The sequence below is a fragment of the Pseudarthrobacter sp. L1SW genome (assembly GCF_020809045.1).
Classification (GTDB): domain Bacteria; phylum Actinomycetota; class Actinomycetes; order Actinomycetales; family Micrococcaceae; genus Arthrobacter.
Map to the genome: position 1 here is coordinate 740,061 of NZ_CP078079.1, position 23,020 is coordinate 763,080.

Annotated in this window: 23 protein-coding genes and 1 tRNA gene; 14 read left to right on the forward strand and 10 right to left on the reverse strand. The window is 66.4% G+C overall.

Annotation, left to right across the window (positions count from 1 at the left end):
* Nucleotides 1-121 precede the first annotated feature (121 nt).
* Nucleotides 122-1,069, reverse strand: coding sequence for a DUF6454 family protein (locus KTR40_RS03550; RefSeq protein ID WP_228405297.1), 948 nt, complete (start codon nt 1,067-1,069; stop codon nt 122-124).
* 174 nt (nt 1,070-1,243) lie between these two features.
* On the opposite strand from KTR40_RS03550, the gene KTR40_RS03555 reads away from it, so the two are divergent.
* The gene (locus tag KTR40_RS03555) at nt 1,244-2,137 is read left to right on the forward strand and encodes a DNA/RNA non-specific endonuclease (RefSeq protein WP_228405298.1); all 894 of its coding nucleotides are present in this window, start codon (nt 1,244-1,246) and stop codon (nt 2,135-2,137) included.
* Here the strand turns inward: KTR40_RS03555 and KTR40_RS03560 are convergent.
* From KTR40_RS03560 to tmk, 5 genes are all read right to left on the reverse strand, one after another.
* Nucleotides 2,134-2,700, reverse strand: coding sequence for a hypothetical protein (locus tag KTR40_RS03560; RefSeq protein ID WP_228405299.1), 567 nt, complete (start codon nt 2,698-2,700; stop codon nt 2,134-2,136). The genes KTR40_RS03555 and KTR40_RS03560 overlap by 4 nt on opposite strands.
* 223 nt (nt 2,701-2,923) lie before the next feature.
* Nucleotides 2,924-2,996, reverse strand: a tRNA-Thr gene (locus tag KTR40_RS03565).
* A 104-nt stretch (nt 2,997-3,100) separates the two neighbouring features.
* Nucleotides 3,101-4,666, reverse strand: coding sequence for an alpha/beta hydrolase (locus tag KTR40_RS03570; protein ID WP_228405300.1), 1,566 nt, complete (start codon nt 4,664-4,666; stop codon nt 3,101-3,103).
* A gap of 16 nt (nt 4,667-4,682) precedes the next feature.
* Nucleotides 4,683-5,825 (reverse strand): DNA polymerase III subunit delta', encoded by a 1,143-nt coding sequence (locus KTR40_RS03575; protein ID WP_139028043.1) that lies wholly within the window; start codon nt 5,823-5,825, stop codon nt 4,683-4,685.
* Entirely contained in the window at nt 5,822-6,520 is a 699-nt protein-coding gene (tmk, locus tag KTR40_RS03580) for a dTMP kinase (protein ID WP_228405301.1), read from the reverse strand. Before tmk ends, KTR40_RS03575 begins: the two co-directional genes overlap by 4 nt.
* 119 nt (nt 6,521-6,639) lie before the next feature.
* Here tmk and KTR40_RS03585 point away from each other — a divergent pair, with 119 nt between their 5' ends.
* Entirely contained in the window at nt 6,640-7,842 is a 1,203-nt protein-coding gene (locus KTR40_RS03585; protein ID WP_228405302.1) for a PLP-dependent aspartate aminotransferase family protein, read from the forward strand.
* Between the two features lie 10 nt (nt 7,843-7,852).
* On the forward strand, nt 7,853-8,212 hold the full coding sequence (locus KTR40_RS03590) for a DUF2516 family protein (RefSeq protein WP_139028048.1): 360 nt from the start codon (nt 7,853-7,855) through the stop codon (nt 8,210-8,212).
* Between the two features lies 1 nt (nt 8,213).
* Here KTR40_RS03590 and KTR40_RS03595 read toward each other — a convergent pair whose 3' ends face one another.
* Nucleotides 8,214-9,071: a class I SAM-dependent methyltransferase gene (locus KTR40_RS03595; RefSeq protein ID WP_228405303.1), complete on the reverse strand. Its 858-nt coding sequence runs from the start codon at nt 9,069-9,071 to the stop codon at nt 8,214-8,216.
* Nucleotides 9,072-9,167: 96 nt separating this feature from the next.
* Here KTR40_RS03595 and KTR40_RS03600 point away from each other — a divergent pair, with 96 nt between their 5' ends.
* Nucleotides 9,168-9,914, forward strand: a complete 747-nt coding sequence (locus KTR40_RS03600) for a phosphoglyceromutase (protein WP_139028050.1) — start codon at nt 9,168-9,170, stop codon at nt 9,912-9,914.
* Between the two features lie 69 nt (nt 9,915-9,983).
* Here the strand turns inward: KTR40_RS03600 and phoU are convergent, their stop codons facing one another.
* Nucleotides 9,984-10,646 (reverse strand): phosphate signaling complex protein PhoU, encoded by a 663-nt coding sequence (gene phoU / locus KTR40_RS03605; RefSeq protein WP_139028052.1) that lies wholly within the window; start codon nt 10,644-10,646, stop codon nt 9,984-9,986.
* A gap of 205 nt (nt 10,647-10,851) precedes the next feature.
* On the opposite strand from phoU, the gene KTR40_RS03610 reads away from it, so the two are divergent.
* Nucleotides 10,852-12,108, forward strand: coding sequence for a cell wall metabolism sensor histidine kinase WalK (locus KTR40_RS03610; RefSeq protein ID WP_228406013.1), 1,257 nt, complete (start codon nt 10,852-10,854; stop codon nt 12,106-12,108).
* A complete protein-coding gene (locus KTR40_RS03615) occupies nt 12,105-12,785 on the forward strand; it encodes a response regulator transcription factor (protein WP_104996825.1) in 681 nt (226 codons plus the stop codon). The genes KTR40_RS03610 and KTR40_RS03615 overlap by 4 nt, the downstream gene beginning before the upstream one ends.
* 98 nt (nt 12,786-12,883) lie before the next feature.
* Here KTR40_RS03615 and KTR40_RS03620 read toward each other — a convergent pair whose 3' ends face one another.
* On the reverse strand, nt 12,884-13,447 hold the full coding sequence (locus KTR40_RS03620; RefSeq protein ID WP_228405304.1) for a hypothetical protein: 564 nt from the start codon (nt 13,445-13,447) through the stop codon (nt 12,884-12,886).
* Between the two features lie 258 nt (nt 13,448-13,705).
* Here KTR40_RS03620 and KTR40_RS03625 point away from each other — a divergent pair, with 258 nt between their 5' ends.
* The 8 genes from KTR40_RS03625 to KTR40_RS03660 all read left to right on the forward strand — a co-directional run bounded on the left by KTR40_RS03625 (nt 13,706) and on the right by KTR40_RS03660 (nt 21,215).
* Complete coding sequence (locus KTR40_RS03625) at nt 13,706-14,188, forward strand: CarD family transcriptional regulator (protein WP_011690592.1); 483 nt, start codon at nt 13,706-13,708, stop codon at nt 14,186-14,188.
* A gap of 127 nt (nt 14,189-14,315) precedes the next feature.
* The gene (ispD, locus tag KTR40_RS03630; protein WP_139028055.1) at nt 14,316-15,098 is read left to right on the forward strand and encodes a 2-C-methyl-D-erythritol 4-phosphate cytidylyltransferase; all 783 of its coding nucleotides are present in this window, start codon (nt 14,316-14,318) and stop codon (nt 15,096-15,098) included.
* Between the two features lie 17 nt (nt 15,099-15,115).
* Nucleotides 15,116-15,616 (forward strand): 2-C-methyl-D-erythritol 2,4-cyclodiphosphate synthase, encoded by a 501-nt coding sequence (gene ispF, locus KTR40_RS03635; RefSeq protein ID WP_171058916.1) that lies wholly within the window; start codon nt 15,116-15,118, stop codon nt 15,614-15,616.
* Nucleotides 15,617-15,625: 9 nt separating this feature from the next.
* Nucleotides 15,626-17,101: a cysteine--tRNA ligase gene (gene cysS / locus KTR40_RS03640; RefSeq protein ID WP_228405305.1), complete on the forward strand. Its 1,476-nt coding sequence runs from the start codon at nt 15,626-15,628 to the stop codon at nt 17,099-17,101.
* 103 nt (nt 17,102-17,204) lie between these two features.
* Nucleotides 17,205-18,194: a 23S rRNA (guanosine(2251)-2'-O)-methyltransferase RlmB gene (rlmB, locus tag KTR40_RS03645; protein ID WP_139028060.1), complete on the forward strand. Its 990-nt coding sequence runs from the start codon at nt 17,205-17,207 to the stop codon at nt 18,192-18,194.
* Between the two features lie 5 nt (nt 18,195-18,199).
* The gene (gene glgX / locus KTR40_RS03650) at nt 18,200-20,311 is read left to right on the forward strand and encodes a glycogen debranching protein GlgX (RefSeq protein ID WP_228405306.1); all 2,112 of its coding nucleotides are present in this window, start codon (nt 18,200-18,202) and stop codon (nt 20,309-20,311) included.
* 17 nt (nt 20,312-20,328) lie between these two features.
* Nucleotides 20,329-20,850 (forward strand): ribonuclease domain-containing protein, encoded by a 522-nt coding sequence (locus KTR40_RS03655; protein WP_139028064.1) that lies wholly within the window; start codon nt 20,329-20,331, stop codon nt 20,848-20,850.
* A gap of 8 nt (nt 20,851-20,858) precedes the next feature.
* Nucleotides 20,859-21,215: a barstar family protein gene (locus tag KTR40_RS03660; RefSeq protein WP_139028066.1), complete on the forward strand. Its 357-nt coding sequence runs from the start codon at nt 20,859-20,861 to the stop codon at nt 21,213-21,215.
* Here the strand turns inward: KTR40_RS03660 and KTR40_RS03665 are convergent.
* Entirely contained in the window at nt 21,212-22,990 is a 1,779-nt protein-coding gene (locus KTR40_RS03665; protein WP_139028068.1) for a thiamine pyrophosphate-requiring protein, read from the reverse strand. The genes KTR40_RS03660 and KTR40_RS03665 overlap by 4 nt on opposite strands.
* Nucleotides 22,991-23,020 lie beyond the last annotated feature (30 nt).

Sequence of the window (23,020 nt, forward strand, 5' to 3'; positions counted from 1 at the left end):
CGTCCTTGTCCGGCCAGTCTAGCCCTGCCGCGGCACTACGGCCGGGATCCATTCCCCAGGGTGTGCTGCGGGAGGGGACGGGAATCCCTGGCCCCTCCCGCAGTGACGGATTCCTACCGGCTCAGGGACGGGCCTCGAACACGAAGAGTTCGGTTCCGGCGGCTTCCTCGCCGTCGTCGGGGGCGGCGAACAGGCGCAGCACGCCGCCATCGGACTCCAGGGCAACAGGGTTGCGGGTCATCGAGTGCCCGGCGGTGGAGAACTTCTGGAACGGAACCTCGTGGACAATCTTTCCGTCGGAGAGGTCGGTCAGGGCGAGGCCGCCGAGCTCGAACGGTTTCCCGTCGGCAGTCTTGAGGCCGGTGACACCGGAGCAGAGCTGGTGCCCGGCGCCGGCATACTCGCAGTCCTGGTAGTCGATGAAGTGGCTGGGGTTTGCCTGGGTTCCCAGGAGCGCACCTTGGCTGTTCCAGGTGAACAGCTTGCGTGAACCCCAGCTGACGCCGCTGATTCGGTTGGTCTTGCGGTCGGCTACGACCCCGCCCACGTGGTCCGCCTGGCGGAACTGCTCCGTGACCTCGTAGGTGTCAGGATCGATTGTGTAGACGATTGAGCTGCTGTTGGGCCGGTATTCCGCGACCGGAACCCAGACGTTCTCACCGTCGAAGTCCGTGCCTCCCGGGTGGTAGACAGTGTCCTCGCCCAGGACGATGTCTTTCAGCAGCTTTCCCTGCCGGTCGAGGACGAAGACGTGGCCGCGGCCCTTGCCGGTTGTGCGGTCGTAGCCGTCGACGGGCGAGGGATAGCGCACTGTCGGTTCGAGGATCTCGACGCTGCTCAGGAAGATCTTGTCGCCCACCAGCGACATGCCCTGCGGGTGGAAGGTCGGGAAGTCCAGCTTGAGCTTCTGGACCTGGTCCCACTGGGTGTTGCGGTTTACCTTGGTGAAGGCCTCCGCTTCTGCCGTGAGGCCCTTGGGGGTCTGCCCGTTGGTGGCAACAGCGGAGGTTCCCGCTGTCAGGGCGGCCGCGGCGACTGCCGCAATGGCCAGGACTCGGTTCATCTTCATGTCTGCTCCAGGTGCGTGATGGGGGTGCCCGGGGGGCTGGGCGCCCGATCAAACCTAGGCGCCCGGGATGGCATGGCAGACAACGGCAGGTGTCGAGAGGGTGAAGCCAATGGCCGGAGCCGGCGATACCCCGGATTCAGCTGCCTGTCACCGGGCACTGGTAGGGTCCGCCCCATGGACGAACTGCTGACTGCCGCTGCCGCAACCACCGTGGACCTTGCCAACAGGAAAGGCCTTGACGAGGACTTCCTGGACCGCCGGGTGCCCCTGCCCGGCCTGCCCGGCGCCGACACCGTCCTGCTGCCCTACACCCACTTCTCCGTGCTGATGCGCCTGGACAAACGCCTCGCTGCCGTGACCGGGCTTGGAATCGATGGCGGGAAACTGATGGACCTGGACCGGGACGGGATCAACTGGCGGCTGGACCCCCGCCTGCGCGAAGACCAGCAGACGGGGGAGCGGGTCTACGCCAGGAACGACATCGATAGAGGGCACCTGGTCCGCCGTGCCTCAGCTGTGTGGGGAGACACCCGTGCCGAGGCGGCGCAGGCAAACGGGGACACTTTCCACTACACCAATGCGGCTCCCCAGGCGGCGAAGTTCAACCAGGGCCTGGAACTGTGGCTCGGGATGGAGTCCTACCTGCTGGACCATGCCGCAGGGCACCGACGGCGGATCGTGGTCTTCACCGGTCCGATCTTCAGCGACGTCGATCCTGTTTACCGCGGGGTGGACATCCCGCTGCGGTTCTTCAAGGTCGCGGCCTTTATCCATGAGGGCGAACTGGCCGCCACCGGCTACGTGGTGGACCAGACTCCGCAGCTGGCGGAAATGCCGGACGTGCCGCGGCCCGGCGCCCTTGACGACACCCCGCCCCTCGGCCCGTTCCGCACCTTCCAGGCACCCATCCGGGACATCGCAGAGCTGACCGGCCTGGACCTGCGCCAGCTGATTGCCGCTGACCGCATGCCGATCGCAGCGACGCTCGGAGCAGCAACGGTCGGATCAGCCTGGCGGGAGCTGGCGGCGATGGAAGACCTGGATCTCGACTTCGACCTGGCGGACTAAAAGGCCACAGCGCGCCCGACGGCGGAACGGCAGAGGCCGTTCAGGTAGTCGGCCACGGCAATGGGTGCCAGGCCGGGGCCTGTGATCATCAGGTCCCCGTGCCGTGTCAGGACCATGGCATCGCCACGCGGTTCCTCGCCCATCCGTACGGCGAGGATGAACTGTTCGTAGCGGTCGGCCAGGCTCGGGCAGCTGACGGGCAGGAGCTTATGTGCACCGCGGATCACTTGCACCGGATGGTTGCGGACCATGCGGCCCGAACCGTCCACCACCACTTCCGCGACTGCCAGGCTCGAAGCAGCATCCGTTAGGTGGTGCTCGTGCTCCAGCCTGCCCAGAATGTAGGCGGGGGCCCATTGCCGCCCATGGGGATCGCTGACCGGTACGGGCGTCTTTCCGGCGACGCGGAGCGTCGCCACGACAGCACCCACAAGCTCCGCAAAGCGGGGTTCAAACCGCGTTCGCAACTCCCGGCCTGGCGCCGGCAGTAAATCGGCCAGGGGCGGGGCTGCGGTGGTGTTTCGATGGAATGCGCGCCCGAGGAAGCCTGTGGAATCAACCATGCCGGTCTCCTGTCCGGGGCCCCGCTGCTTGGGCCTTCACACCAGAATGCGGGGCAGGCCTGCCGGCTGTAAAGAGCCCCGGGGGCGCCAGCACCGATTAAGGCGGGAAAGCGGCCCTTGGCGCAGGGGGTGACGCAAACCGCGGACTGCCCGGCAATCCAGGTTGGCTCTTAAACCAGCGAAAAACCCCCTAGAAACCTTGATTTCTAGGGGGTTTATCCCGAGCTTCCTATCAGAATCGAACTGATGACCTTTTCATTACGAGTGAAACGCTCTACCGACTGAGCTAAGGAAGCACCGCATGAATCTCCGGCGGAACCGGGCGCCTCATGCAAGAGTCAACTGTAATAGAGTCCCAGCGCCCGGGTCAAAATGGGCGGCCGGGTACAGCCTGGGGCCTTCAGCACACCGTGTTGTCCGCGGGAACCTGCCCGCGGACGAGGTAGGCGTCAACCGCATCCTCGATGCAGCCGTTGGACCGGCCGTATGCGGTGTGGCCTTCGCCTTTCCAGGTCATAAGTGCAGCGTTGCCCAGCTGCTTGCGCAGCGATGACGCCCACTCCACCGGCGTGGCGGGGTCCCCGGTGGTGCCGATTACCACGATGGTGGATGAGCCGTCGTATTCCACGGGGGCGGGCGTGCGCACGTTCGGGTACGGCCAGTCGACGCAGTTGGTGCCGCCGTAGGCAAAGAAATACCCGAAGGTGGGGGAGTCCTGCGTCAGGCGCTGCTGTTCCGCACGCATTCCGGCGGTATCGGACACCATGGGGTAATCGAGGCAGTTGATGGCGTTGAACGCAAAAGTGGAATTGGATGTGTACGTCCCGTCGGAGGATCGGTCCGCGCCGAGGTCCGCGAGCCGCAGCATGAGGCTCACGTCTCCCGTCATTGCCGCTTCCAGAGCCTGTGTCAGGGCGGGCCAGCTCTGGTCGTTGTACAGCGGCGTGATGAGGCCGCTCACGAAGATGGTGGCATTGACTACACGCCCGTCCTTGGCCGTGCGGGGAGTCTGCTGGACGGCGGCGATCAGGTCGCGGATCTGCTGGACGCCCGTATCCACGTCCCCGGTCAGCGGGCATCCGTCCTGGGCCTGGCAGCTGGCTACGTATGCCCGGATTGCCCTCTCGAAGGCGCGGGCTTGTCCGCTGGTCAGCTCCTCATAGCTGATGGAGGGGTCCAGGGCACCGTCGAGGACCATCCGGCCCACATTCTCAGGGAAGAGGGAAGCGTAGGTGGACCCCAGGAAGGTGCCGTAGGAGTACCCGAGGTAGTTTAGCTTTGCATCGTTGACCACGGCACGGAGGATGTCCAGGTCCTTCGCGGAGCTGACGGTGTCGATGTGCCCCAGCAACGAGCCGGTCTGCTCACCGCACTGCGCGGCGATCGCTTTGTTGTCCGCCAGGGCGGCAGCCAGGCCGGGATCCGTTTCCATGGCGTAGACCTTCGCCCTGGCCGCGTCCCGTTCCGCGTCCGTCATGCAGGTCACGGGGGCGGAGCGCTTCACGCCGCGGGGATCGAAGCCCACGAGGTCGAACGAATCGCGAACAGGCTGGGAGAAATGGGTGCCGGCGGCGTCCTTGACGAAGTCATAGCCGGAAGCGCCGGGACCGCCCGGATTGACCAGCAGGCTGCCCGTCTTCTTCCCCGTGCTCGAAGCCCTCAGCGCGGCCAGCTGGATCGTCCCGCCGTCGGGGTTGCCGTAGTCCATGGGCACTGCCACCTTGGCGCACTGGAACTCGCCCTCGCACGGCTCCCAGACGACTTCCTGTGAGTAGAACTTCTCCAGCCCGGCAGGCGCAGAGGCCACGATCGACGGGTCGGCCTTGGCCGTGGCAGCCTCCTGGCTGCGTTCGCCGCCGTTGAGGAGGCTGCAGGACGCCAGGACCATGGCCAGGACCATGGCACCAAGGGCGCGGACGCCTATCGCCACGGATCGCGGCCGTGCGGGCAGGGGGCGGGCAGTCATCGGTCTCCTTGAAGGACTAGATCAGGCTGGCTGCCATGGACTCAATGGTCAACAGCGGTGCAACGTTGGTGGTGGTGATGCGTTCGCGGGCTTTGTTGATGGCATCCATCCGGGCAAGCGTGGATTCCGGCGTGGAGCGGCGGGCGAATTCCTCCAGTTCGCTCCTCAGCTCAACGTTTACCAGCTCAACAGCATTCCCCAGCTGGATGATCAGCACATCCCGGTAGAAAGAGAGGAGATCCGTCAGCGTCCGGTCCAGGGAATCCGTGATGGACCGCTTGGCCCGGCGCTTCTGGTCTTCCTCCAGCTGCTTCACCTGGCTGCGCATGGCAGGCGGGAGCGTCCCGGACTCAGGTGCGCCCAGGGTAGCCAGCAAGGCTGCCTTCTCCGCAGCGTCCCGTTCTTCGTTGGAGCTGTTGGCTTCTGCGGTGGCGATCTTGACGAGTTTGTCCGCCATCATCACCGCGGCCGTGACGCCGCGCAGGCCGAGCGGAAACCGCACGGTTTCCAGCCGGCGTTCCCGGGCCGCGGGATCACGGGCAAGGCGGCGGGCGATGCCCACGTGGCTTTGCGCTGCCCGCGCCGCGCGCTCCGCGAGGGCCGGGTCCACGCCGTCGCGCTTCACCAGCAGGGCGGCAACGTCCGCGGCCGGCGGCAGCCGCAACGCCACGCTGCGGCAGCGCGAGCGGATGGTCACCAGGACGTCGGCCGGGGACGGTGCACACAGCATCCACACCGTCCGGGGGGTGGGTTCCTCGATGGCCTTGAGCAGGACGTTGGTGGTGCGCTCGGCCATGCGGTCGGCGTCCTCCACCACGATGATCCGCCAGCGGCCTGCCGAGGGCCGGTTGCCGGCGGTGGCCACCAGTTCACGGGCTTCGTCGATGGTGATGGTGACCTTCTCGGTGCGGACAAACGTAACGTCCGAATGGGTTTCGCCGAGGATGGTCAGGCAGGCGGCGCAGCTTCCGCAGCCGCGCTGGCTGACGTCCTCCTGGTCGCAGTTCAGTGCGGCGGCAAACGCCTTGGCCGCGTTGGACCGCCCGGAACCCGGCGGGCCGGTGAAAAGCCATGCGTGCGTCAGCCCTTCGCCGCTTGAGGCCTGCCGCAACTGTTCGACGACGGCGGGCTGGCCCTGGAGGTCGTCCCACACCGTCACGAGCCGCCCCCGACCGCTGTGGCCCGGCCGTGGGAGACACCTGCGGGCGCTTCGTCCTGCACCGCGAGAAGGGTATTCACCCGTTCGAGGATCCGGGAGGACAGCTCACTGACGGAATCATGGGCGGGCAGCACGAGGTAGGACTCCGGGCGCCGGCGCGCCAGTTCCAGGAAGGCCTCACGGATCCGGATGTGGAATTCGTCGGCTTCAGACTCCAGGCGGTCCTCCGCGGCATCGCCGGCAGTCCGGCGGCGGCGGCCCACCGCCGGGTCAACGTCCAGCAGGACGGTGAGGTGTGGCTGGAGGCCGGAAGTAGCCCACTCGTTAAGGGACCGCACCGCGTCCTCACCCAAGGCTCGTCCTGCTCCCTGGTACGCCACCGACGAATCGATGTACCGGTCCGTCAGGACGATTTCGCCGCGTTCAAGCGCCGGCCGGATCACCTGGCTTGCATGTGCTGCACGGGAAGCGGCAAAAATCAGGGCCTCCGTATGAGCATCAATGTCACCGTGCCCGTGGTCCAGTACAAGGGAGCGCAGTTTCTCGCCAATGGGGGTCCCGCCCGGCTCGCGGGTGCGCAGGACGGCCAGGCCACGTGCTTCGAGGGTTTCGGCAAGGCGCGCGGCCTGCGTGGACTTGCCCGCCCCGTCGCCGCCCTCGAACGCGATGAAAAGGCCGGCCCTCTGTTTGCTCACCACCCAAGCCTACCGACCCACGCTGACAATTCCCGATTCAGCTGTGGATTCAGGCGGGGGATCCACACCGGCGGGGAACAGCTTTCCGGGCCGTCACCGGCGGACAGTACGCTTTCACCATGAGTCTTTCCGAACAGCAGGCGGCGGCCCTGTCAGCCGAGACGGTGGTGGTTGCGGCCGGACGGCCCCCACGGGAACGGGACCAGCCGGTCAACCCGCCGATCGTCCTTTCCTCCACCTACTTCGGTACGGGTGCGCTGGGCGACGGCGACCGCGGCTACGGCCGGTATTCCAACCCCACCTGGGACCCCTTCGAAGAGGCCCTTGGCCAGCTGGAGGGCTCCGAACTGCCGGGCCTTCTCTATGCGTCAGGGCTGGCGGCCGTCAGCTCGGCTCTCTCCCTGATCCCCGCCGGGGGCGTTCTGGTCATGCCCACGCACAGCTACTCTGGCTCGCTGGTCATGGCCGCTGAACTCGCGCAAAAGGGCTTCATCGAGCTCCGGACCGTGGACATTGCGGACACCGGCGCCGTCCGGGAGGCCCTCGCCCCCAACAGCCAGGCTGCGGGGCCGGAAGCACGGCCGGCTGCGATGCTGTGGCTCGAAAGCCCTACCAACCCGATGCTCGGCATTGCGGATGTCGCCGCCCTCACCGACGCCGCCCACGCAGTCGGGGCCATCGTCGTCACGGACAATACTTTCTCCACGCCCCTGGTGCAGCAGCCCCTGCTGCTGGGATCCGACGTCGTCCTGCACTCGGTGACCAAGTACCTTGCTGGCCATTCCGACGTCGTCCTTGGCGCCCTGGTCACCTCCAACCCGGACATCCGCTCCGCGCTGCTCCATCACCGGATTGTCCACGGCGCCATTGCGGGGCCGTTCGAAGCGTGGCTGGCCCTGCGCGGGCTGAGGACGCTGGCGTTGCGGATTGAACGGTCACAGGCTTCGGCAATGGTCCTGGCAGAGCGCCTTGGCAACCACCCTGCTGTCGAGTCCATCCGGTTCCCGGGCCTGGCCGCGGATCCTGGCCATGAACGCGCCAAGGCGCAGATGAAGGGCTTTGGGTCCATTGTCTGCATCCAGGTCAGCCCGGCCGGGGGAATGAGCGGCGCGGATGCCGCCGACAAGCTGGTGGGCGCAGTCCAGCTGTGGCTGCCCGCCACCTCACTGGGCGGGGTGGAGTCGCTCATTGAACGCCGACGGCGGCACACGGCTGAGCCGGACAGCGTCCCGGAGAACCTGGTCCGGCTCAGTGTGGGAATCGAGAACGTGGAGGACCTCTGGGCCGACGTGAAGCAGGCGCTGGACTCGCTGGACGGCTAGGCTTGGGCTTGTGGACGTTGAACTCGTTATCATCCAGCCCGTTGAGAAGGCCTTGTTCTTTATCCTTGCCCTGGTTGCGCTGGGGCTGGAGCTCTGGGCGGTGGCGGACTGTGCCCGGCACCGTGCAAACGCGTTCGAGGCCACGGGCAAGCGGACCAAGACTTTCTGGCTGGCCCTGACCGGCGGCGCGGCCCTGGTCGGCGCCCTCTCGCTGTACACCGGTGGTGGCGGCGCATTCTTCGGAACCTTCGGGCTGTTCGGACTCGCCGCCGTCGTCGCTGCCTCCGTTTACCTGGCTGACGTGCGGCCGGCCGTGAAGGATGCCGGCCGCGGCGGAAGCCGCAACACGGGGCCCTACGGCCCCTGGTGACTTAGCCGGCGCCCCCGCCGGCCAGGGGTGCCACCGCCTCCCAGTCCACGGTGAGCTCCCCGAGCCGCCACCGCGAAGGCCCGTCATGGACCGGCCAGCCAGCGTCCCGCAGGCTCCGGCACATACCCTGCCAGCGCTGCCTGTTTCCGAAAGACGCCAGCGGCGCGCACTCCAGCCAGGCCCGGTCCATGGCCTGCATGAGGGCGTGCACCGGTTCCCCCGGAACGTTGCGGTGGATGAGCGCCTTGGGCAACCTTTCGGCAACGTCGGAGGGAAGGAGGAAGCTGCCGAACCTGACCGAGATGCTCAGGAACAGCGGCCGGTCCGCGTCCAGCGCCACCCAAGTGACCCGCCGCCCGATTTCGTCACAGGTGCCGTCGATTAACAGGCCGCCGGGAGCCAGCCGGTCCTGCACCAGCCGCCAGATTCCGGCCACGTCCGCTTCCTCGTACTGCCGCAGGACGTTGAACGCGCGCACCAGGACGGGCCGGCCAGGCACCGGCAGTTCGAAGCCGCCCACGCGGAAGCTGAGTCCGGGCCGCTCCAAAGGAACGGCTGCGCGCACGCGTTCCGGTTCGATTTCGATTCCAAAGACCTGCACGTCCCCGCGGACGGCAGAAAGCCGTTCATAAAGCTCGACGGCGGTGGCCGGCGTAGCGCCGTAGCCCAGGTCCACCACCAGGGGGTCCGCCGCGTTCCGGAGCCGCCAGGCCTGAGGTCCCGTCAGCCAGCGGTCCACCCGGCGCATCCGGTTGGGGTTGGTGGTGCCGCGGGTAATGTTGCCAACCGGCCTGCCCGGCCTGCCGGTATTCCTGCCCGGGATCTGCGGGGCGGTTACCCGTTCAGCCTTTTGCACCACCGCCCAACCTTATCCCTGCACCAACAGGTGACGCCTAACCGGCCTTCGCTTGTAACGCTGGGCGGACGGCCGCGGCGCTCGGCTAGGATGAAAATCATGACTTACAAGCTGATTCTGCTGCGCCACGGCCACAGCGAATGGAACGCCAAAAACCTCTTCACCGGCTGGGTGGACGTTGACCTCAACGACCAGGGCCGCGCGGAAGCAGCACGCGGAGGGGAGCTGCTGGTTGAGAACAATGTTCTCCCGGACATCCTCTACACCTCCCTGCTGAAGCGGGCCATCAACACGGCGAACATCGCCCTGGACAAGGCGGACCGCGGCTGGATCCCGGTCAAGCGCGACTGGCGGCTCAACGAACGCCACTACGGTGCGCTGCAAGGCAAGGACAAGGCACAGACCCTCGCCGAGTACGGCGAGGAACAGTTCATGGAATGGCGCCGCTCCTACGACACCCCGCCGCCGCCCCTGGACGACGACTCCGAGTTCTCCCAGGCGCACGACCCCCGCTACGCAGACCTCGGCGACGCCCTTCCCCGCACCGAGTGCCTGAAGGACGTCCTGGTCCGCCTCCTGCCGTACTGGGAATCGGACATCAAGGAAGACCTCAAGGCGGGCAAGACCGTCCTGGTCACCGCGCACGGCAACTCCTTGCGTGCACTGGTCAAGCACCTGGACGGCATCAGCGACGAAGCCATCGCCGGCCTGAACATCCCCACCGGCATCCCGCTGGTCTATGACCTTGACGAGGACTTCCAGCCGATCAAGCCGGGCGGCACCTACCTTGACCCGGAAGCCGCGGAACAGGCCATCCTCGCGGTCGCCAACCAGGGCAAAAAATAAGTCATTGAACATACGACGGCGGGCTGGTCACTTTTCGGTGACCAGCCCGCCGTCGTATGTTCTGCAGGGTCAGCTGTGTTCGATGCCGTTAGGCTGCCAGGCACCCGTCACGAGGTAGGTGACCTTCTGCGCCACCGAGACACCGTGGTCCGCGAAGCGTTCAAAGTACCGGCTCGCGAGTGCGACGTCCACCGTGGTTGCCGGCGACTCGGACCATTCGGGCGCTGCGATGGCCTTGAACACGCTGAGGTGGAGATCGTTGATGGCGGTGTTCGCCTTCAGGATGTCCCGGGCCACTTCAAGGTCGCGGGTTTCCAGCAGGACCGTCAGCTTGTCCGCAATTTCCTTGTCCAGCTCGGCCATGCGCTTGAACGTGCCGGTCATGGATTCGGGGATGACGGTGGAGGGGAAGCGCAGGCGCGCCAGTTGGGCGATGTGCCGGGCAAGGTCTCCCATGCGCTCGAGGGATGCGCTCATCCGCAGCGAGCCCACGATCATCCGGAGGTCGCTGGCTACGGGGCCCTGCAGGGCGAGGATGTCGATTGCCCGCTCGTCCAGGCTGTTCTGCAGGAAGTCGATGCGGGCATCCGCGGCGATGACGTCCTGCGCAAGGTCTACGTCCGCCACTTCGAAGGAGGTGGTGGCTTTGTCAATGGCCTCGCTGACCAGCCGGGAGATCTCCACCAGCTGTTCACCGACCTGGGTCAGCTCTTCCTGAAAAACCTTACGCACGTAGGCGTCCTTTCCTTATAACTCCTGGCCGCCCGGTCCGGGCAGCAGAAATCGCGTCGCCGTTCGGCACTCCAACTGCCTACACTGCCAAAGTTCGGTAAACGGTTAAGCCCTTGCAGGTGAACGTTAGTTGAACCGTCCTGCCGAGGGGCCGGGACGCGCCGATTAGCCTTCCCCTACAGCATAAGGTGGAGCTGTGGATCCTATGCTTATCGGCCTGGTGGCCGGCCTTATCGGCCTGGCGCTCGGTACGTTCGGCGTGCTCGCGTTCCGGGTCAGCGAGAAACAGCGGCAACTGCTGGACGTGGACGCCGGGGAGCTCGCGCTGCCGGCGGGCGCCGCGGAGGTGCTTGCCGTCGTCGGACGCGCCTTTGTGGTGGTGGACGCGGTGGACGGTGTGGTCCGTGCCAACCCGGCAGCGTACGCCTACGGCCTGGTCCGCGGCCACACAGTGGTCCACAAGGAACTGCTGGACATGACCGCCGGGGTCCGCCGGGACGGCGTCATCCTGGAGCGGCAGCTGGAACTTCCCCGCGGCCCGCTCGGCCAGGGAACCATCATCGTCCAGGTCCGCGCGGCAATGCTCGGTGAGGAATACATCCTGCTGCTCGCGGACGACCGCACCGAGATCACCCGGACGGAAGAGATCCGGAATGACTTCGTGGCTAACGTTTCCCACGAACTGAAGACCCCCGTCGGCGCCATTTCCCTGCTGGCCGAAGCCCTGGAGTCCTCGGCTGACGACGAACTGGCCGTCCGGCGTTTCGCCAAGCGCATGCACAAGGAATCCGGCCGGCTCGCCGCATTGGTGCAGGACATCATCGAGCTCTCCCGGCTGCAGGGCGCAAGCGTCACCCAGCAGGGCCGCCCGGTTGACGTCAACGCCGTGATCGCCGAGGCGGTGGACCGGTCCCAGCTGCCCGCGGAGAGCAAGAACATCCGCATTGTGGTGGGCGGCCGGACCGAAGCGAAGGTCTTCGGGGACCAGGACCTGCTGGTGACCGCGCTGCGAAACCTGATCGACAACGCCATCAGGTACTCGCCGGAGAACACCCGGGTGGGGATCGGCGTCCGCAGCAGGGAAGGGCTGGTATCCATCTCGGTGACGGACCAGGGCGAGGGACTCAGCCCCGAGGACCAGGAACGCGTCTTTGAACGCTTCTACCGGGTGGATTCGGCCCGCTCCCGCCACACCGGCGGGACAGGCCTGGGACTGAGCATCGTCAAGCACGTCGCGTCCAACCACGGCGGGGAAGTGACCCTCTGGTCGCAGCCAGGCCAGGGCTCCACGTTCACCCTCCGGCTTCCCGAAATGGAAGGCCAGGAAGGCGGGGAAGAGACACCTCCTGCCGCCACCCCCGCTGCCAGTACCGCACGGGCGGGGATGGCAGGGTCCGAAAAGCCAGCTGTTACCCAAGTACCCGGCGCCGCAGGCGCCACCGAACGAGGAGCAAACGCTTGAGCAGGATCTTGATTGTTGAAGATGAGGAATCGTTCAGCGATCCCTTGTCCTATTTGCTGGGCAAGGAAGGCTTTGAGGTGGAGGTCGTGGACAACGGCCTGGACGCCATCACCGAGTTCGACCGGAACGGGGCGGACCTGGTGCTGCTGGACCTGCAACTGCCCGGACTCTCCGGCACGGAGGTGTGCCGCCAGCTCCGCCAGCGTTCCAGCGTCCCGGTGATCATGCTGACGGCCAAGGACGCGGAGATCGACAAGGTGGTGGGGCTGGAACTCGGCGCTGACGACTACGTCACCAAGCCCTACTCCTCCCGCGAGCTGGTGGCCAGGGTCAGGGCAGTGCTGCGGCGCCAGGGCGAACCGGAGGAACTCATTTCCTCCACCGTCCAGGCCGGGCCGGTCCGGATGGACATTGAACGGCACGTGGTCAGCGTGGGCGGCGAGCAGGTGCTGCTGCCGCTGAAGGAGTTCGAGCTCCTCGAGATGCTCCTGCGTAATTCGGGCCGGGTGCTGACCCGCGGCCAGCTCATCGATCGGGTCTGGGGTTCAGACTATGTGGGAGACACCAAGACCCTCGATGTCCACGTGAAGCGGCTTCGCGGAAAGATCGAGCCGGACCCCTCGGCGCCGCGGTTCCTGGTCACCGTCCGGGGGCTTGGCTACAAGTTCGAGCCCTAGAAAGGCAGCCTGTCTGAGACACGGCAGGAGGACATAAAAAAGGAGGGGCCGCCCGGCCCCTCCTTTTCCTCTGTCAACAGCGGGCGCAGCCCCCAGCCTTAGTGGCCGGTCCCGCCTGCGCTTTCCGAAGCCGACGGCGACGGCGTGGCCGATGTGCTCGGCGACGGGGTGCTGCCGGCCGGCAGGTACTCCTTGTACTCAGGGAGCGTGGCGTCCAGGACGGGGACCTTCACCGTGTTGCTGGTGTTGGTTCCGTCTTCGGAAATCTTGACATCCACGAGGGAGCCCGGGATTCCTCCGGTGGTGCTGAGGATGGCCTCGTCAGAGCTGTCGTTGAGCAGCGTGTAGGAGTTCGCCTTGACCGGAACCTCGGTTTGGGAGCCCTTTGCGCCGTTGACCGTCAGGGTCACGTCACGGGAAGAGGAGTTGTAGACGGCGCCGATCAGGCGGCCGGGCTGGTCCTCGCCGGACGAAATGATCAGGATATTCCGCAGCTGGATCGGGCCGAGGTCGGTGACGATGCCGTCCGATGCAGCGTACTGTTCGCTGGTCTGCTGGGGCGTGATGTAACCGCAGCCGGCGGTCAGCAGGCCCACGCCAAGGGCGGCTGCCGTCAGTGCCAGTTTGCCGCGCTGGGCCCGGGTCGTCGCAGTGAAACGCACGTCGCGTACTCCTCAAAGAGTCTTGAAACATTAATCACGCATAGCCTATCCGCAAAGCAGGCCAAACGAGGATTCGGCGCTGTCACATCGGCCTTCCCCAGGACCGGGCACATGCACTATTATCCGCGTTCGTCAAGGGGTTGAAGGGGCCCGATTTGGCCCGTTTTCCGCGTATTTCTGCGGTTCGGCGCCCTCTTCCGGGCCGGTCATATGCCTGAATCGTGATAAACTGGTCAGCGGGAAAGGGGAAATGTCCACATGGTATTTGAGGTCGGCGAGACAGTAGTTTACCCTCACCACGGTGCTGCGAAGATTGAAGAAATCAAGATGCGCACCATCAAGGGCGAAGAGAAAATGTATCTCAAGCTCAAGGTGGCTCAGGGTGATCTGACCATTGAAGTTCCAGCAGAGAACGTTGACCTTGTTGGGGTTCGGGACGTAGTGGGCAAGGAAGGCCTGGAGCACGTGTTTGATGTGCTTCGTGCCGAGTTCACCGAAGAGCCCACCAACTGGTCGCGTAGGTACAAGGCAAATCTGGAGAAGCTTGCTTCCGGTGACGTCATCAAGGTTGCAGAGGTCGTCCGCGACCTGTGGCGCCGGGATCACGACCGGGGCCTTTCCGCAGGCGAGAAGCGAATGCTGGCCAAGGCCCGGCAGATTCTGATTTCAGAACTGGCGCTGGCTGAAAAGACCGACGAAGAGAAGGCTGCAAGCGTTCTCGACGAGGTCCTGGCTTCCTAAGAATTGAACCCCGGTGGCACCTAAGTGCCGCCGGGGCTTCTTTTTGCCCAAATTTTCGCCCAAAAGAGGTCCTTGGGAACAGGGGTCTTCAGGCGCCGTCGCCCTGCAGGCACGTAGGCTAGTCCGCATGAGCGAAACACCCACCCGCCTGGTCACCGCGGTGATCCTGGTGGCAGCAGGTTCGGGGCAGAGACTGGGTTACGGCATGCCCAAGGCAGCGGTCCCTTTGGGCGGCGAACCGATCCTGATGCATGCCCTGCGAGGCATCGTTGCGTCCGGCGCCGGCAGCCAGGTGTGCATTGCGCTGCCCCCCGGAGACGACGCCCTCCGCAGCCTGTGCGAGGACTTCCGGCAGGAACTGGCCGACGGCGGCCCGCTTCTTTCCATCGTCGACGGCGGCAGCACCCGCGCGGATTCCGTCCGGGCCGGCCTGGCGGCCCTGATGGACGGCATCGAGGCGGTGCTGGTGCACGACGCCGCGCGCGCACTGACTCCCGAGTCGGTCTTCCACCGTGTCGCGGACGCCTTGGCCGCAGGGGCCGCGGCGGTCATCCCTGCCGTAGCGGTAGTGGACACCGTCAAGACGGTGGCCGCCACCACCGGCACGGACAGCGAACTGGCCCCGGAGGTTGTCACCGGGACTGCGCCGCGCGAAGAGCTCCGTGCGGTGCAGACGCCGCAGGGTTTTCACCTTGGCACCCTGCTGAAGGCCCATGAAGCTGCAAGGAGACTGGATCGGAAAGAGTCCGACGCCGTCACCGATGACGCAATGCTGGTGGAAATGCTCGGTATCCCCGTCCACGTGGTCCGGGGGTCTACCCAGTCCCTGAAGATCACCACGCCGTTGGACCTGATCCTGGCTGAGGGGCTCCTCGAAGGCCCGCTGGGCGCCCGCTGGGTGGAAGGCTAGGAATGGAACCTGCGGACATGATCATCCCCCGAACCGGGATCGGGCTGGACGTGCACGCCTATGCCGCCGAGGACCAGCCCCGCCCGCTGTGGCTGGGCGGGATCCTGTGGCCGGGTGAACGCGGCCTGGCCGGGCACTCCGATGGAGATCCGGTGGCCCACGCGGCAGCCGACGCACTGTTTTCCGCCGCCGGGGTAGGCGACCTGGGCACGCACTTCGGTACGGACCGGCCCGAGTTCGCCGGCGCTTCCGGCGTCGCGCTGCTGGCCGAGGCCGCTCGGATTGTCCGGGCCGCCGGGTTTGAGATCGGCAACGTGGCTGTCCAGTTCGTTGCCAACCGGCCCAAGTTCGCCCCGCGGCGGGAGGAATCGCAGCAGGTCCTCAGTGACGCCGCGGACGCGCCCGTCAGCGTCACCGCCACCACCAGCGACCACCTCGGGTTTACCGGCCGCGGTGAAGGCATCTCCGCGGTGGCCACTGCACTTGTCTACCCGAGGCCGCACCTTCCCATCAGCTAATCTGGAGCGGTGACCCTGCGCTTCTATGACACTGCCTCCGCCGAAGTCCGGAACTTCGTCCCCATCCTCGAGGGCAAGGCCAGCCTCTACTACTGCGGGGCCACCGTGCAGGGCATGCCCCATGTCGGCCACATCCGCTCCGCCATTGCGTTTGACCAGCTCACCCGCTGGCTGGCCTACCGCGGGTTCCGGGTCACCGTGGTGCGGAACGTCACGGACATTGACGACAAGATCCTGGCCAAGTCCGAGGCGTCCTTCGCGCCGGGCTTCACGCCGGAACCTGGCGAGGTGCCGGAGGAACAGTGGTGGGCCCTCGCCTACCGCTACGAGCAGGAATTCCTCAAGGCCTACGACACACTTGGCGTTTCCCGGCCGACATACGAGCCCCGCGCCACCGGCCATATCCCGGAGATGCACGCCCTCATCCAGCAGCTGATCGACCGCGGGCACGCCTATCCCGCCCCGGACGGCTCGGGTGACGTCTACTTTGATGTCCGTTCATGGAGCAAGTACGGCGCACTGACCCGGCAGAACATCGATGACATGCAGGCAGCCCCGGACGTCGAACCCCAATTCAGCAACAGGAAGAAGGACCCGCGCGACTTCGCCTTGTGGAAAGGGTCCAAAGAAGGAGAGCCGACGACGGCGAGTTGGGCTTCCCCCTGGGGTGCGGGCCGCCCGGGCTGGCACCTGGAGTGCTCCGCCATGGTCACCAAGTATCTCGGCAGCGAATTCGACATCCACGGCGGCGGCCTGGACCTCCGCTTCCCGCACCACGAAAACGAACTTGCCCAATCCCAGGCGGCCGGCCACCCGTTCGCCAACTTCTGGATGCACAACGGCATGGTCACCTATGAGGGTGAAAAAATGTCCAAGTCCATCGGCAACACCATCAGTCCTGCCGAGATGCTGGAACTGGCGTCCCCCCGCGTGGTCCGCTACTACCTGGGCCAGGCCCACTACCGCTCCGTGCTGGACTACCGCCCCACCTCCCTCCAGGAGGCCGCGGCCGCCGTCGAACGTATTGATGGTTTTATCGCCAAGGCGACTGCCCGGTTCGGTACGGGCTCCGGCCCGGCTGCCGGCCACCACGGCACCTCTCCGGAGACCTTGCGAACGTTCTCGGAGGCGATGGACGACGACCTGAACGTTCCGCGCGCCCTGGCGGCATTGCACGAGACCGTCCGGGCCGGTAACACGGCCCTCGCCGAAGGCAACGACGACGACGCCCGCCTCGCGCTGCACACCGTCGCCGTGATGACCGAGGTCCTCGGGCTCAATGCCGTGGCAGGCACCGATGCGGGCAACAGCAGGGAAGCCGCCGCCCTGGACGTCCTGGTGCAGGCCCAGCTCGAAGCCCGTGCCGCGGCAAGGGTGGAGAAGGACTGGGCGGCATCCGATGCCATCCGCGATACCCTCTCCGCTGCAGGCATCCTGGTGGAGGACGGTCCGGACGGCGCAACCTGGAGCCTGAAACGGGACTGACCGGGCGCACCCCGGTTAGCCCGTCCCGCCCTGGGCAGCCGATTTTTCTTCGGTCAGTAGACTGGTAGGCAGACTCAGTCAACACAATCAAGGGTGGAACACAATGGCCAACAATGGTCGCCGATCGGTTAAAGCGAAGAAGGGCCCAACCATCGGGACCGGTGGCCATGGCCGCAAGGCCCTGGAGGGCAAGGGCCCCACGCCCAAGGCGGAGGACCGCCCGTACCACAAGGCGCACAAGGCCAAGCAGCTGTCTGAGCGGTCGGCGGCCAAGCGCAACCCGGGTGCGCGCAGCGCCGGAGCGGCCAAGTCCGGCCCCAAGGGCCGTGCCACCGAGGAAGTCGTCACCGGCCGCAACTCGGTGGTGGAGGCGCTCCGCGCCGGCATTCCCGCCAAGGCCCTGCACGTTGCCATCCGCATCGAAATGGACGACCGCGTCAAGGAATCCCTGAAGCTCGCCGCCGAGCGAGGCATCCCGCTGATGGAAACGGGCAAGCCCGAGCTTGACCGCATGACCGATGACGCTGTCCACCAGGGCCTGGTCCTGCAGATCCCGCCATACGACTACCAGGACGCCTACGAACTGGCCGAGGAGACGGTGGGCAAGTGGAAGAAGGGCCACATCGGCAATGCGCCGCTCTTCGTGGCGCTGGACGGCATTACCGATCCCCGGAACCTTGGCGCCATCATCCGCTCGGTTTCCGCCTTCAGCGGCCACGGCGTGATCGTCCCGGAACGCCGCTCGGTCGGCGTCACCGCCTCGGCCTGGAAGACCAGCGCCGGCGCTGCTGTCCGCGTACCCGTGGCGCGGGCGTCAAACCTCAACAATGCCCTGAAGCAGTTCAAGTCTATGGGAATCTTCGTCCTGGGCCTGGACGGCGACGGCGATGTCTCCCTGCCGGACCTCACCCTGGCAACCGAACCGGTTTGCATCGTGGTGGGCTCGGAAGGAAAGGGACTCAGCCGCCTGGTCCGCGAGAACTGCGACCAGATCGTCTCCATTCCCATCGATTCCGCCATGGAATCCCTGAACGCCTCCATGGCCGTGGGCATCTCCCTGTATGAGGTCTCCCGGCAGCGCGCCGCGAAGTAACGCCCATGGTCATGCCGCTTTTCGACACTGCCTCCACCATGGACGCCTCCACGGCGGTTCCACTCGGTGTCAGTGTTCCGCGCGCCGACTCGGACGGGACAGGACGCCGCCATGGAGGGCGGGCCAACGTTGCCTGCTATGCACCGGGCGTATCCAGCCTCGAGGTGGTGTACGCCGCCCCGGGCGGCGAGTGGCGGACCCAGGCGCTGCCCAACGTCACCCATGGCGTCCACCACGGCATCGTGGAGCATCTGCCCTACGGATCCCGTTACGGTTTCCGGGCGGCGTCCGGCGGGCAGTCCCTGCCCTTCGCCGTGCCCACCAGTGAAGTAGGGGACGACGGCGGCCAACCGCTGCTGCTCGATCCCTACGGCCGCGCGGTGGACCAGCAAGACGGTTTCCTGGCCAGCGTGCGCATGGCAGGCGATTTCGACTGGGGAACGGACCAGCGGCTGCGGCTTCCGTGGCGCAACACCATCATTTATGAAGCCCACGTCCGCGGACAAAGCATGCTCCACCCGGATGTCCCCGAAGAGCTCCGGGGCACCTATGCCGGCATGGCCCACCCCGCCATCATCGAGCACCTCACCAGCCTTGGCGTCACTTCGGTGCAGCTGCTGCCGGTGCACTTCCACTTGGACGAACCGCACCTGCAGGACCTGGGACTGACCAATTACTGGGGCTACAACACTGCGGCTTTTTTCGCCCTGCACCCTGCCTACGCAACCCGTGCCGCCCAGAAAGCCGGGCCGCAGGCCATCCAGGACGAGTTCAAGTCGATGGTTAAGCTCTTCCATGCGGCCGGGCTGGAAGTCATCCTGGACGTCGTCTACAACCACACGGCCGAGGGCGGCCCCGACGGCCAGACCCTGAGCTTCCGCGGACTGGGCGAGCAGGCGTACTACCGCACTGACGGGCACGGGAAATACGTGGACACCACCGGCTGCGGAAACAGCCTGAACTTCGGTGAGCCCCGCGTGGTCCAGATGGTCCTGGACTCGCTCCGGTACTGGGTGGATGAGTTCCACATTGACGGCTTCCGTTTCGACCTCGCCGTAACGCTCTGCCGGAACGCGGCCAACGAGTTCGATCCACGGCACCCGTTCCTGGTTGCGGTGGCCGCCGATCCTGTCCTCTCCGACGTGAAGCTGATTGCCGAACCCTGGGACGTGGGCCACGGAGGCTGGCAGACCGGCCGTTTTCCTGTGGGCTGGGTCGACTGGAATGACCATTTCCGGGACGCGGTGCGGTCCTTCTGGCTCACCGACCGGGCCGCCCTGGATGCCGGCGGCCACGGCGGTCCCTTGGCCAAGCTCGCGGACTCGCTGTCCGGTTCCGCCGCCCTCTTCCAGGCCTCCGGACGTTCCCGCCTGGCGTCCTTGAACTTCATCACCGCGCACGACGGCTTCACGCTCAACGACCTCGTCTCCTACGACCGGAAGCACAACGAGGACAACGGCGAGGAGAACAGGGACGGCCACGGGGACAACCGAAGCTACAACCACGGCGTGGAAGGTCCTACCGAGGACGGCGTGATCCTTGCCAAGCGGGCCCAGTCCCGCCGCAACATGATGGCGTCCATGCTGGTTTCCCTGGGCGTTCCCATGATCACTGCCGGGGACGAACTGGCCCGGACCCAGCAGGGAAACAACAACGCCTACTGCCAGGACAACCCTCTCGCCTGGCTGGACTGGACACGGACTCCCGAGTCACACGAAATGCTCCGCAGCACCAAGCGCTACATCCGCCTGCGCAAGGAGTTCCTCGCCGCCCAGCCCCACGACTTCCCTGTCCGCGACGAGCAGTCCTACCTGCACTGGTTCGACCAGGACGGCCATCCGATGTCCATGGAGCGCTGGAACGATCCCCACAACCGTGTGGTGCAGCTCCTCCTGGGCTCGGACAACGGCGGCTTCGCCGGCCTGCTGGTGGTGAACGGCAGCGCCTCGGACCTGCACATCACGCTGCCGCGCGCCACGGGCACGGCCACCGCCCCGCAGGTGTTCGAGCTCCGGCTGACCACTTCGCCGCTGCATGAGGCACGGCAGGGCGGGCGGGTTGCTTCCGGGGAGAAGGACCTCGTCGAGGCCCACTCCATCAGCATCTACCGCAGCTAGGCACCGGGATTTCCAGTATGCGCACCCGTTCCGTCCTGCCCTTGCTGCTCGCCGGCCTGCTGGTGCTCGTCTTCCTTGCCTTCGGTGGCACGGGGTTCCTCGGCCAACTGACGGAAACCACGACGCCGGAGGGCACCTCCAGTGCCGCGCCTGCGCCCAGCGCCTCTCCCGGGAAGACACAGGCTGCGCCGGACACGTCGCGGCCTGCCCAGGACACTGCATCTGGCAAACCGCCCGTCCAGGCCAACCCTTCGGGGCTGCCGGAGGTCCGTGAATCTGCGCTCCCCGTGGAGGGCCGCAGGGTCCTTGCGCTCATCCGCGCCGGTGGACCGTACCGCTACAGCCAGGACGGCCAGGTCTTCGGCAACTTCGAGCGCATCCTGCCACGGCGGGACAGGGGCTATTACCGCGAGTACACCGTGCCAACGCGCGGGGAACCGGACAGGGGAGCGCGCCGCATCGTGGCCGGCGCCGGCGGCGAGAAGTATTACACCGATGATCACTACGAGTCATTCACGTTCATAGCGGAAGGCAACTAAGCAAAGCCATGAAGATCTACTCCGGCGATACCTGGACCCTTGAGGAACTGCAGGAGCAGGTGGCCGACGCAGGACGCCGCAGCCTGGTGGTTCCCCCAGCCGACAGCAAGAAGGCTGTCCTGGAAACCTTCGGTGAGGTCCTCAACTTCCCGGAACACTACGGCGTCAACCTGGACGCACTATACGATTCCCTGCACGATTTCGCGGACAGCATCACGGACAACGGCAGCGCACCGGTGACGGTCCTGTGGCAGGTGGCTGCCCCCTTCCGCGGTGACAGGTCCTTCGGGATCATCTGCGAGATCCTCCAGGACGCCGAACGCTACGCGGGCAAGGACCTGGCCGTCACGGCTGTGCTGCTCTAGGTGCGTTCTTCGTGGCCGGTGTAGGTGTCCAGCAGCGCGGAAGCCCTGCCGCCGCCCTCCGCCGCCAGCCCCTTGCGCATGCTTTCCGCTTTCTCCCGGCCGGCCGGGAAGGGCGGCAGCAGGGGGACTTCGGGGTCGGTCAGCACCTCGATCACCACGGGCCGGTCGGCTGAGAGGGCCTTGTCCCAGGCGTCCCCGATGAGCTCCGGGTCCTCGACGCGGATGCCGGTGAGGCCCAGGAGGTCCGCGTAGCCAGCAAAGGGGAAGTCCGGCAGCTCCTGGCTTGCTGCGAACCGGGGCTCGCCCTCGGACTCCCGCTGCTCCCACGTCACCTCGGTGAGTTCCCTGTTGTTGAACACGCAGACCACGAACCGGGGATCGGCCCACTGGCGCCAACGGTGGGCGACGGTCACCAGCTCGGCGATGCCGGCCATCTGCATGGCGCCGTCACCCGCCAGGGCCACTACCGGCCGGTCCGGATGCGCCAGTTTCGCCGCGATGCCGTAGGGGAGTGAACACCCCATGCTGGCCAGCGTTCCGGAAAGGTGGGCCGGAACCCCCGGCGGAAGGACCAACTGGCGGGCATACCAGTAAACGCAACTGCCGACGTCGATGCTCAACAGGGCGTCCCCGGGCAGCCGGCCGTTGAGTTCCCGGACCACCCGCTCGGGGTTAACGGGACTGGCAGGCACCGCCGCACGCTCCTTCGCCAGCGCACGCCAGCGGACCACTTCCTGTTCGACGTCGTCCCGCCACTGCCCGCGGGGGCGCGCCTTCAGCCTGGGGATAAGCGCCTGGAGGGCAGCTGCCGCGTCGCCGGCAAGTCCTACCTCCACAGGGTAGCGGTTGCCGATCTTCCGCTCGTCGATGTCGACCTGCACGGCGCGGGCGGCCCCGGGCGGGGGATAAAACTCGGTCCAGGGATCGTTGGAGCCCACGATCAGCAGGGCATCGCAGTTGCCCAGCAGGTGCGCGCTTGAGGTGGTGCCCAGGTGCCCCATCGTGCCCACGGCGAACGGAAGGGTCTCATCCATGTAAGGCTTGCCCAGCAGGCTGGTGGCGATTCCGGCGCCAAGCTTTTCGGCCACCGCCACCACCTCCTCCGCGGCGTGCCGTGCCCCCTGGCCCACCAGCAGGGCAACGCGTTCCGAGGAGTCCAGGAGTGCTGCGGCAGCCGCCAAATCTTTGTCCCCGGGCGTCCTGGTTGCCGTGCTCCACGAGGGCGCGGTGACCACGATGCCGTGTTCCTGTTCCAGCTCGGGCGCGGACGCTGACTGGATGTCGTGCGGGACGATGACCACGCAGGGCGAGGAAGTGGCCTTGGCGGTGCGGAAGGCACGGTCCAAGACCATGGGGACCTGCTCCGGTGCACTGACCTGCTGGACGAACTGGGCGGCCACATCCTTGAACAGGACCGTCAGCTCGATTTCCTGCATGTAGGCCGACCCCAGCACCGTGCGGCTTTGCTGCCCTACAATGGCCACGACCGGCACGCCGTCGAGCTTGGCGTCGTAGAGCCCGTTCAGCAGGTGGACGGCGCCGGGGCCCTGGGTGGAGGTGACCACGCCCACCCCGCCAGTGTATTTGGCGTGGCCCACCGCCATGAAGGCAGCCGTCTCCTCATGCCGGGCCTGGACAAACTCGACCCGGCCTTCGGCCCGGCGCAGTGCGCCCATAAAGCCGTTGATCCCGTCACCGCTATAGCCGAAGACCCGGTTGACGCCCCAGGCACTGAGCCGGTCCACAATCACATCGGCCACGGTACGGTCAGTCATGGTCTCCTCCGGTCCTTGCCAGTGTGCATG

Excerpts from the sequence above, each read along its gene's own strand:
- KTR40_RS03550 (WP_228405297.1), bottom strand. The coding sequence starts at position 1,069 with ATGAAGATGAACCGAGTCCTGGCCATTGCGGCAGTCGCCGCGGCCGCC.
- KTR40_RS03555 (WP_228405298.1), top strand. The coding sequence starts at position 1,244 with ATGGACGAACTGCTGACTGCCGCTGCCGCAACCACCGTGGACCTTGCC.
- KTR40_RS03560 (WP_228405299.1), bottom strand. The coding sequence starts at position 2,700 with ATGGTTGATTCCACAGGCTTCCTCGGGCGCGCATTCCATCGAAACACC.
- KTR40_RS03570 (WP_228405300.1), bottom strand. The coding sequence starts at position 4,666 with ATGACTGCCCGCCCCCTGCCCGCACGGCCGCGATCCGTGGCGATAGGC.
- KTR40_RS03585 (WP_228405302.1), top strand. The coding sequence starts at position 6,640 with ATGAGTCTTTCCGAACAGCAGGCGGCGGCCCTGTCAGCCGAGACGGTG.
- KTR40_RS03600 (WP_139028050.1), top strand. The coding sequence starts at position 9,168 with ATGACTTACAAGCTGATTCTGCTGCGCCACGGCCACAGCGAATGGAAC.
- KTR40_RS03610 (WP_228406013.1), top strand. The coding sequence starts at position 10,852 with ATGCTTATCGGCCTGGTGGCCGGCCTTATCGGCCTGGCGCTCGGTACG.
- KTR40_RS03625 (WP_011690592.1), top strand. The coding sequence starts at position 13,706 with ATGGTATTTGAGGTCGGCGAGACAGTAGTTTACCCTCACCACGGTGCT.
- ispD (WP_139028055.1), top strand. The coding sequence starts at position 14,316 with ATGAGCGAAACACCCACCCGCCTGGTCACCGCGGTGATCCTGGTGGCA.
- ispF (WP_171058916.1), top strand. The coding sequence starts at position 15,116 with ATGATCATCCCCCGAACCGGGATCGGGCTGGACGTGCACGCCTATGCC.
- rlmB (WP_139028060.1), top strand. The coding sequence starts at position 17,205 with ATGGCCAACAATGGTCGCCGATCGGTTAAAGCGAAGAAGGGCCCAACC.
- glgX (WP_228405306.1), top strand. The coding sequence starts at position 18,200 with ATGGTCATGCCGCTTTTCGACACTGCCTCCACCATGGACGCCTCCACG.
- KTR40_RS03655 (WP_139028064.1), top strand. The coding sequence starts at position 20,329 with ATGCGCACCCGTTCCGTCCTGCCCTTGCTGCTCGCCGGCCTGCTGGTG.
- KTR40_RS03660 (WP_139028066.1), top strand. The coding sequence starts at position 20,859 with ATGAAGATCTACTCCGGCGATACCTGGACCCTTGAGGAACTGCAGGAG.
- KTR40_RS03665 (WP_139028068.1), bottom strand. The coding sequence starts at position 22,990 with ATGACTGACCGTACCGTGGCCGATGTGATTGTGGACCGGCTCAGTGCC.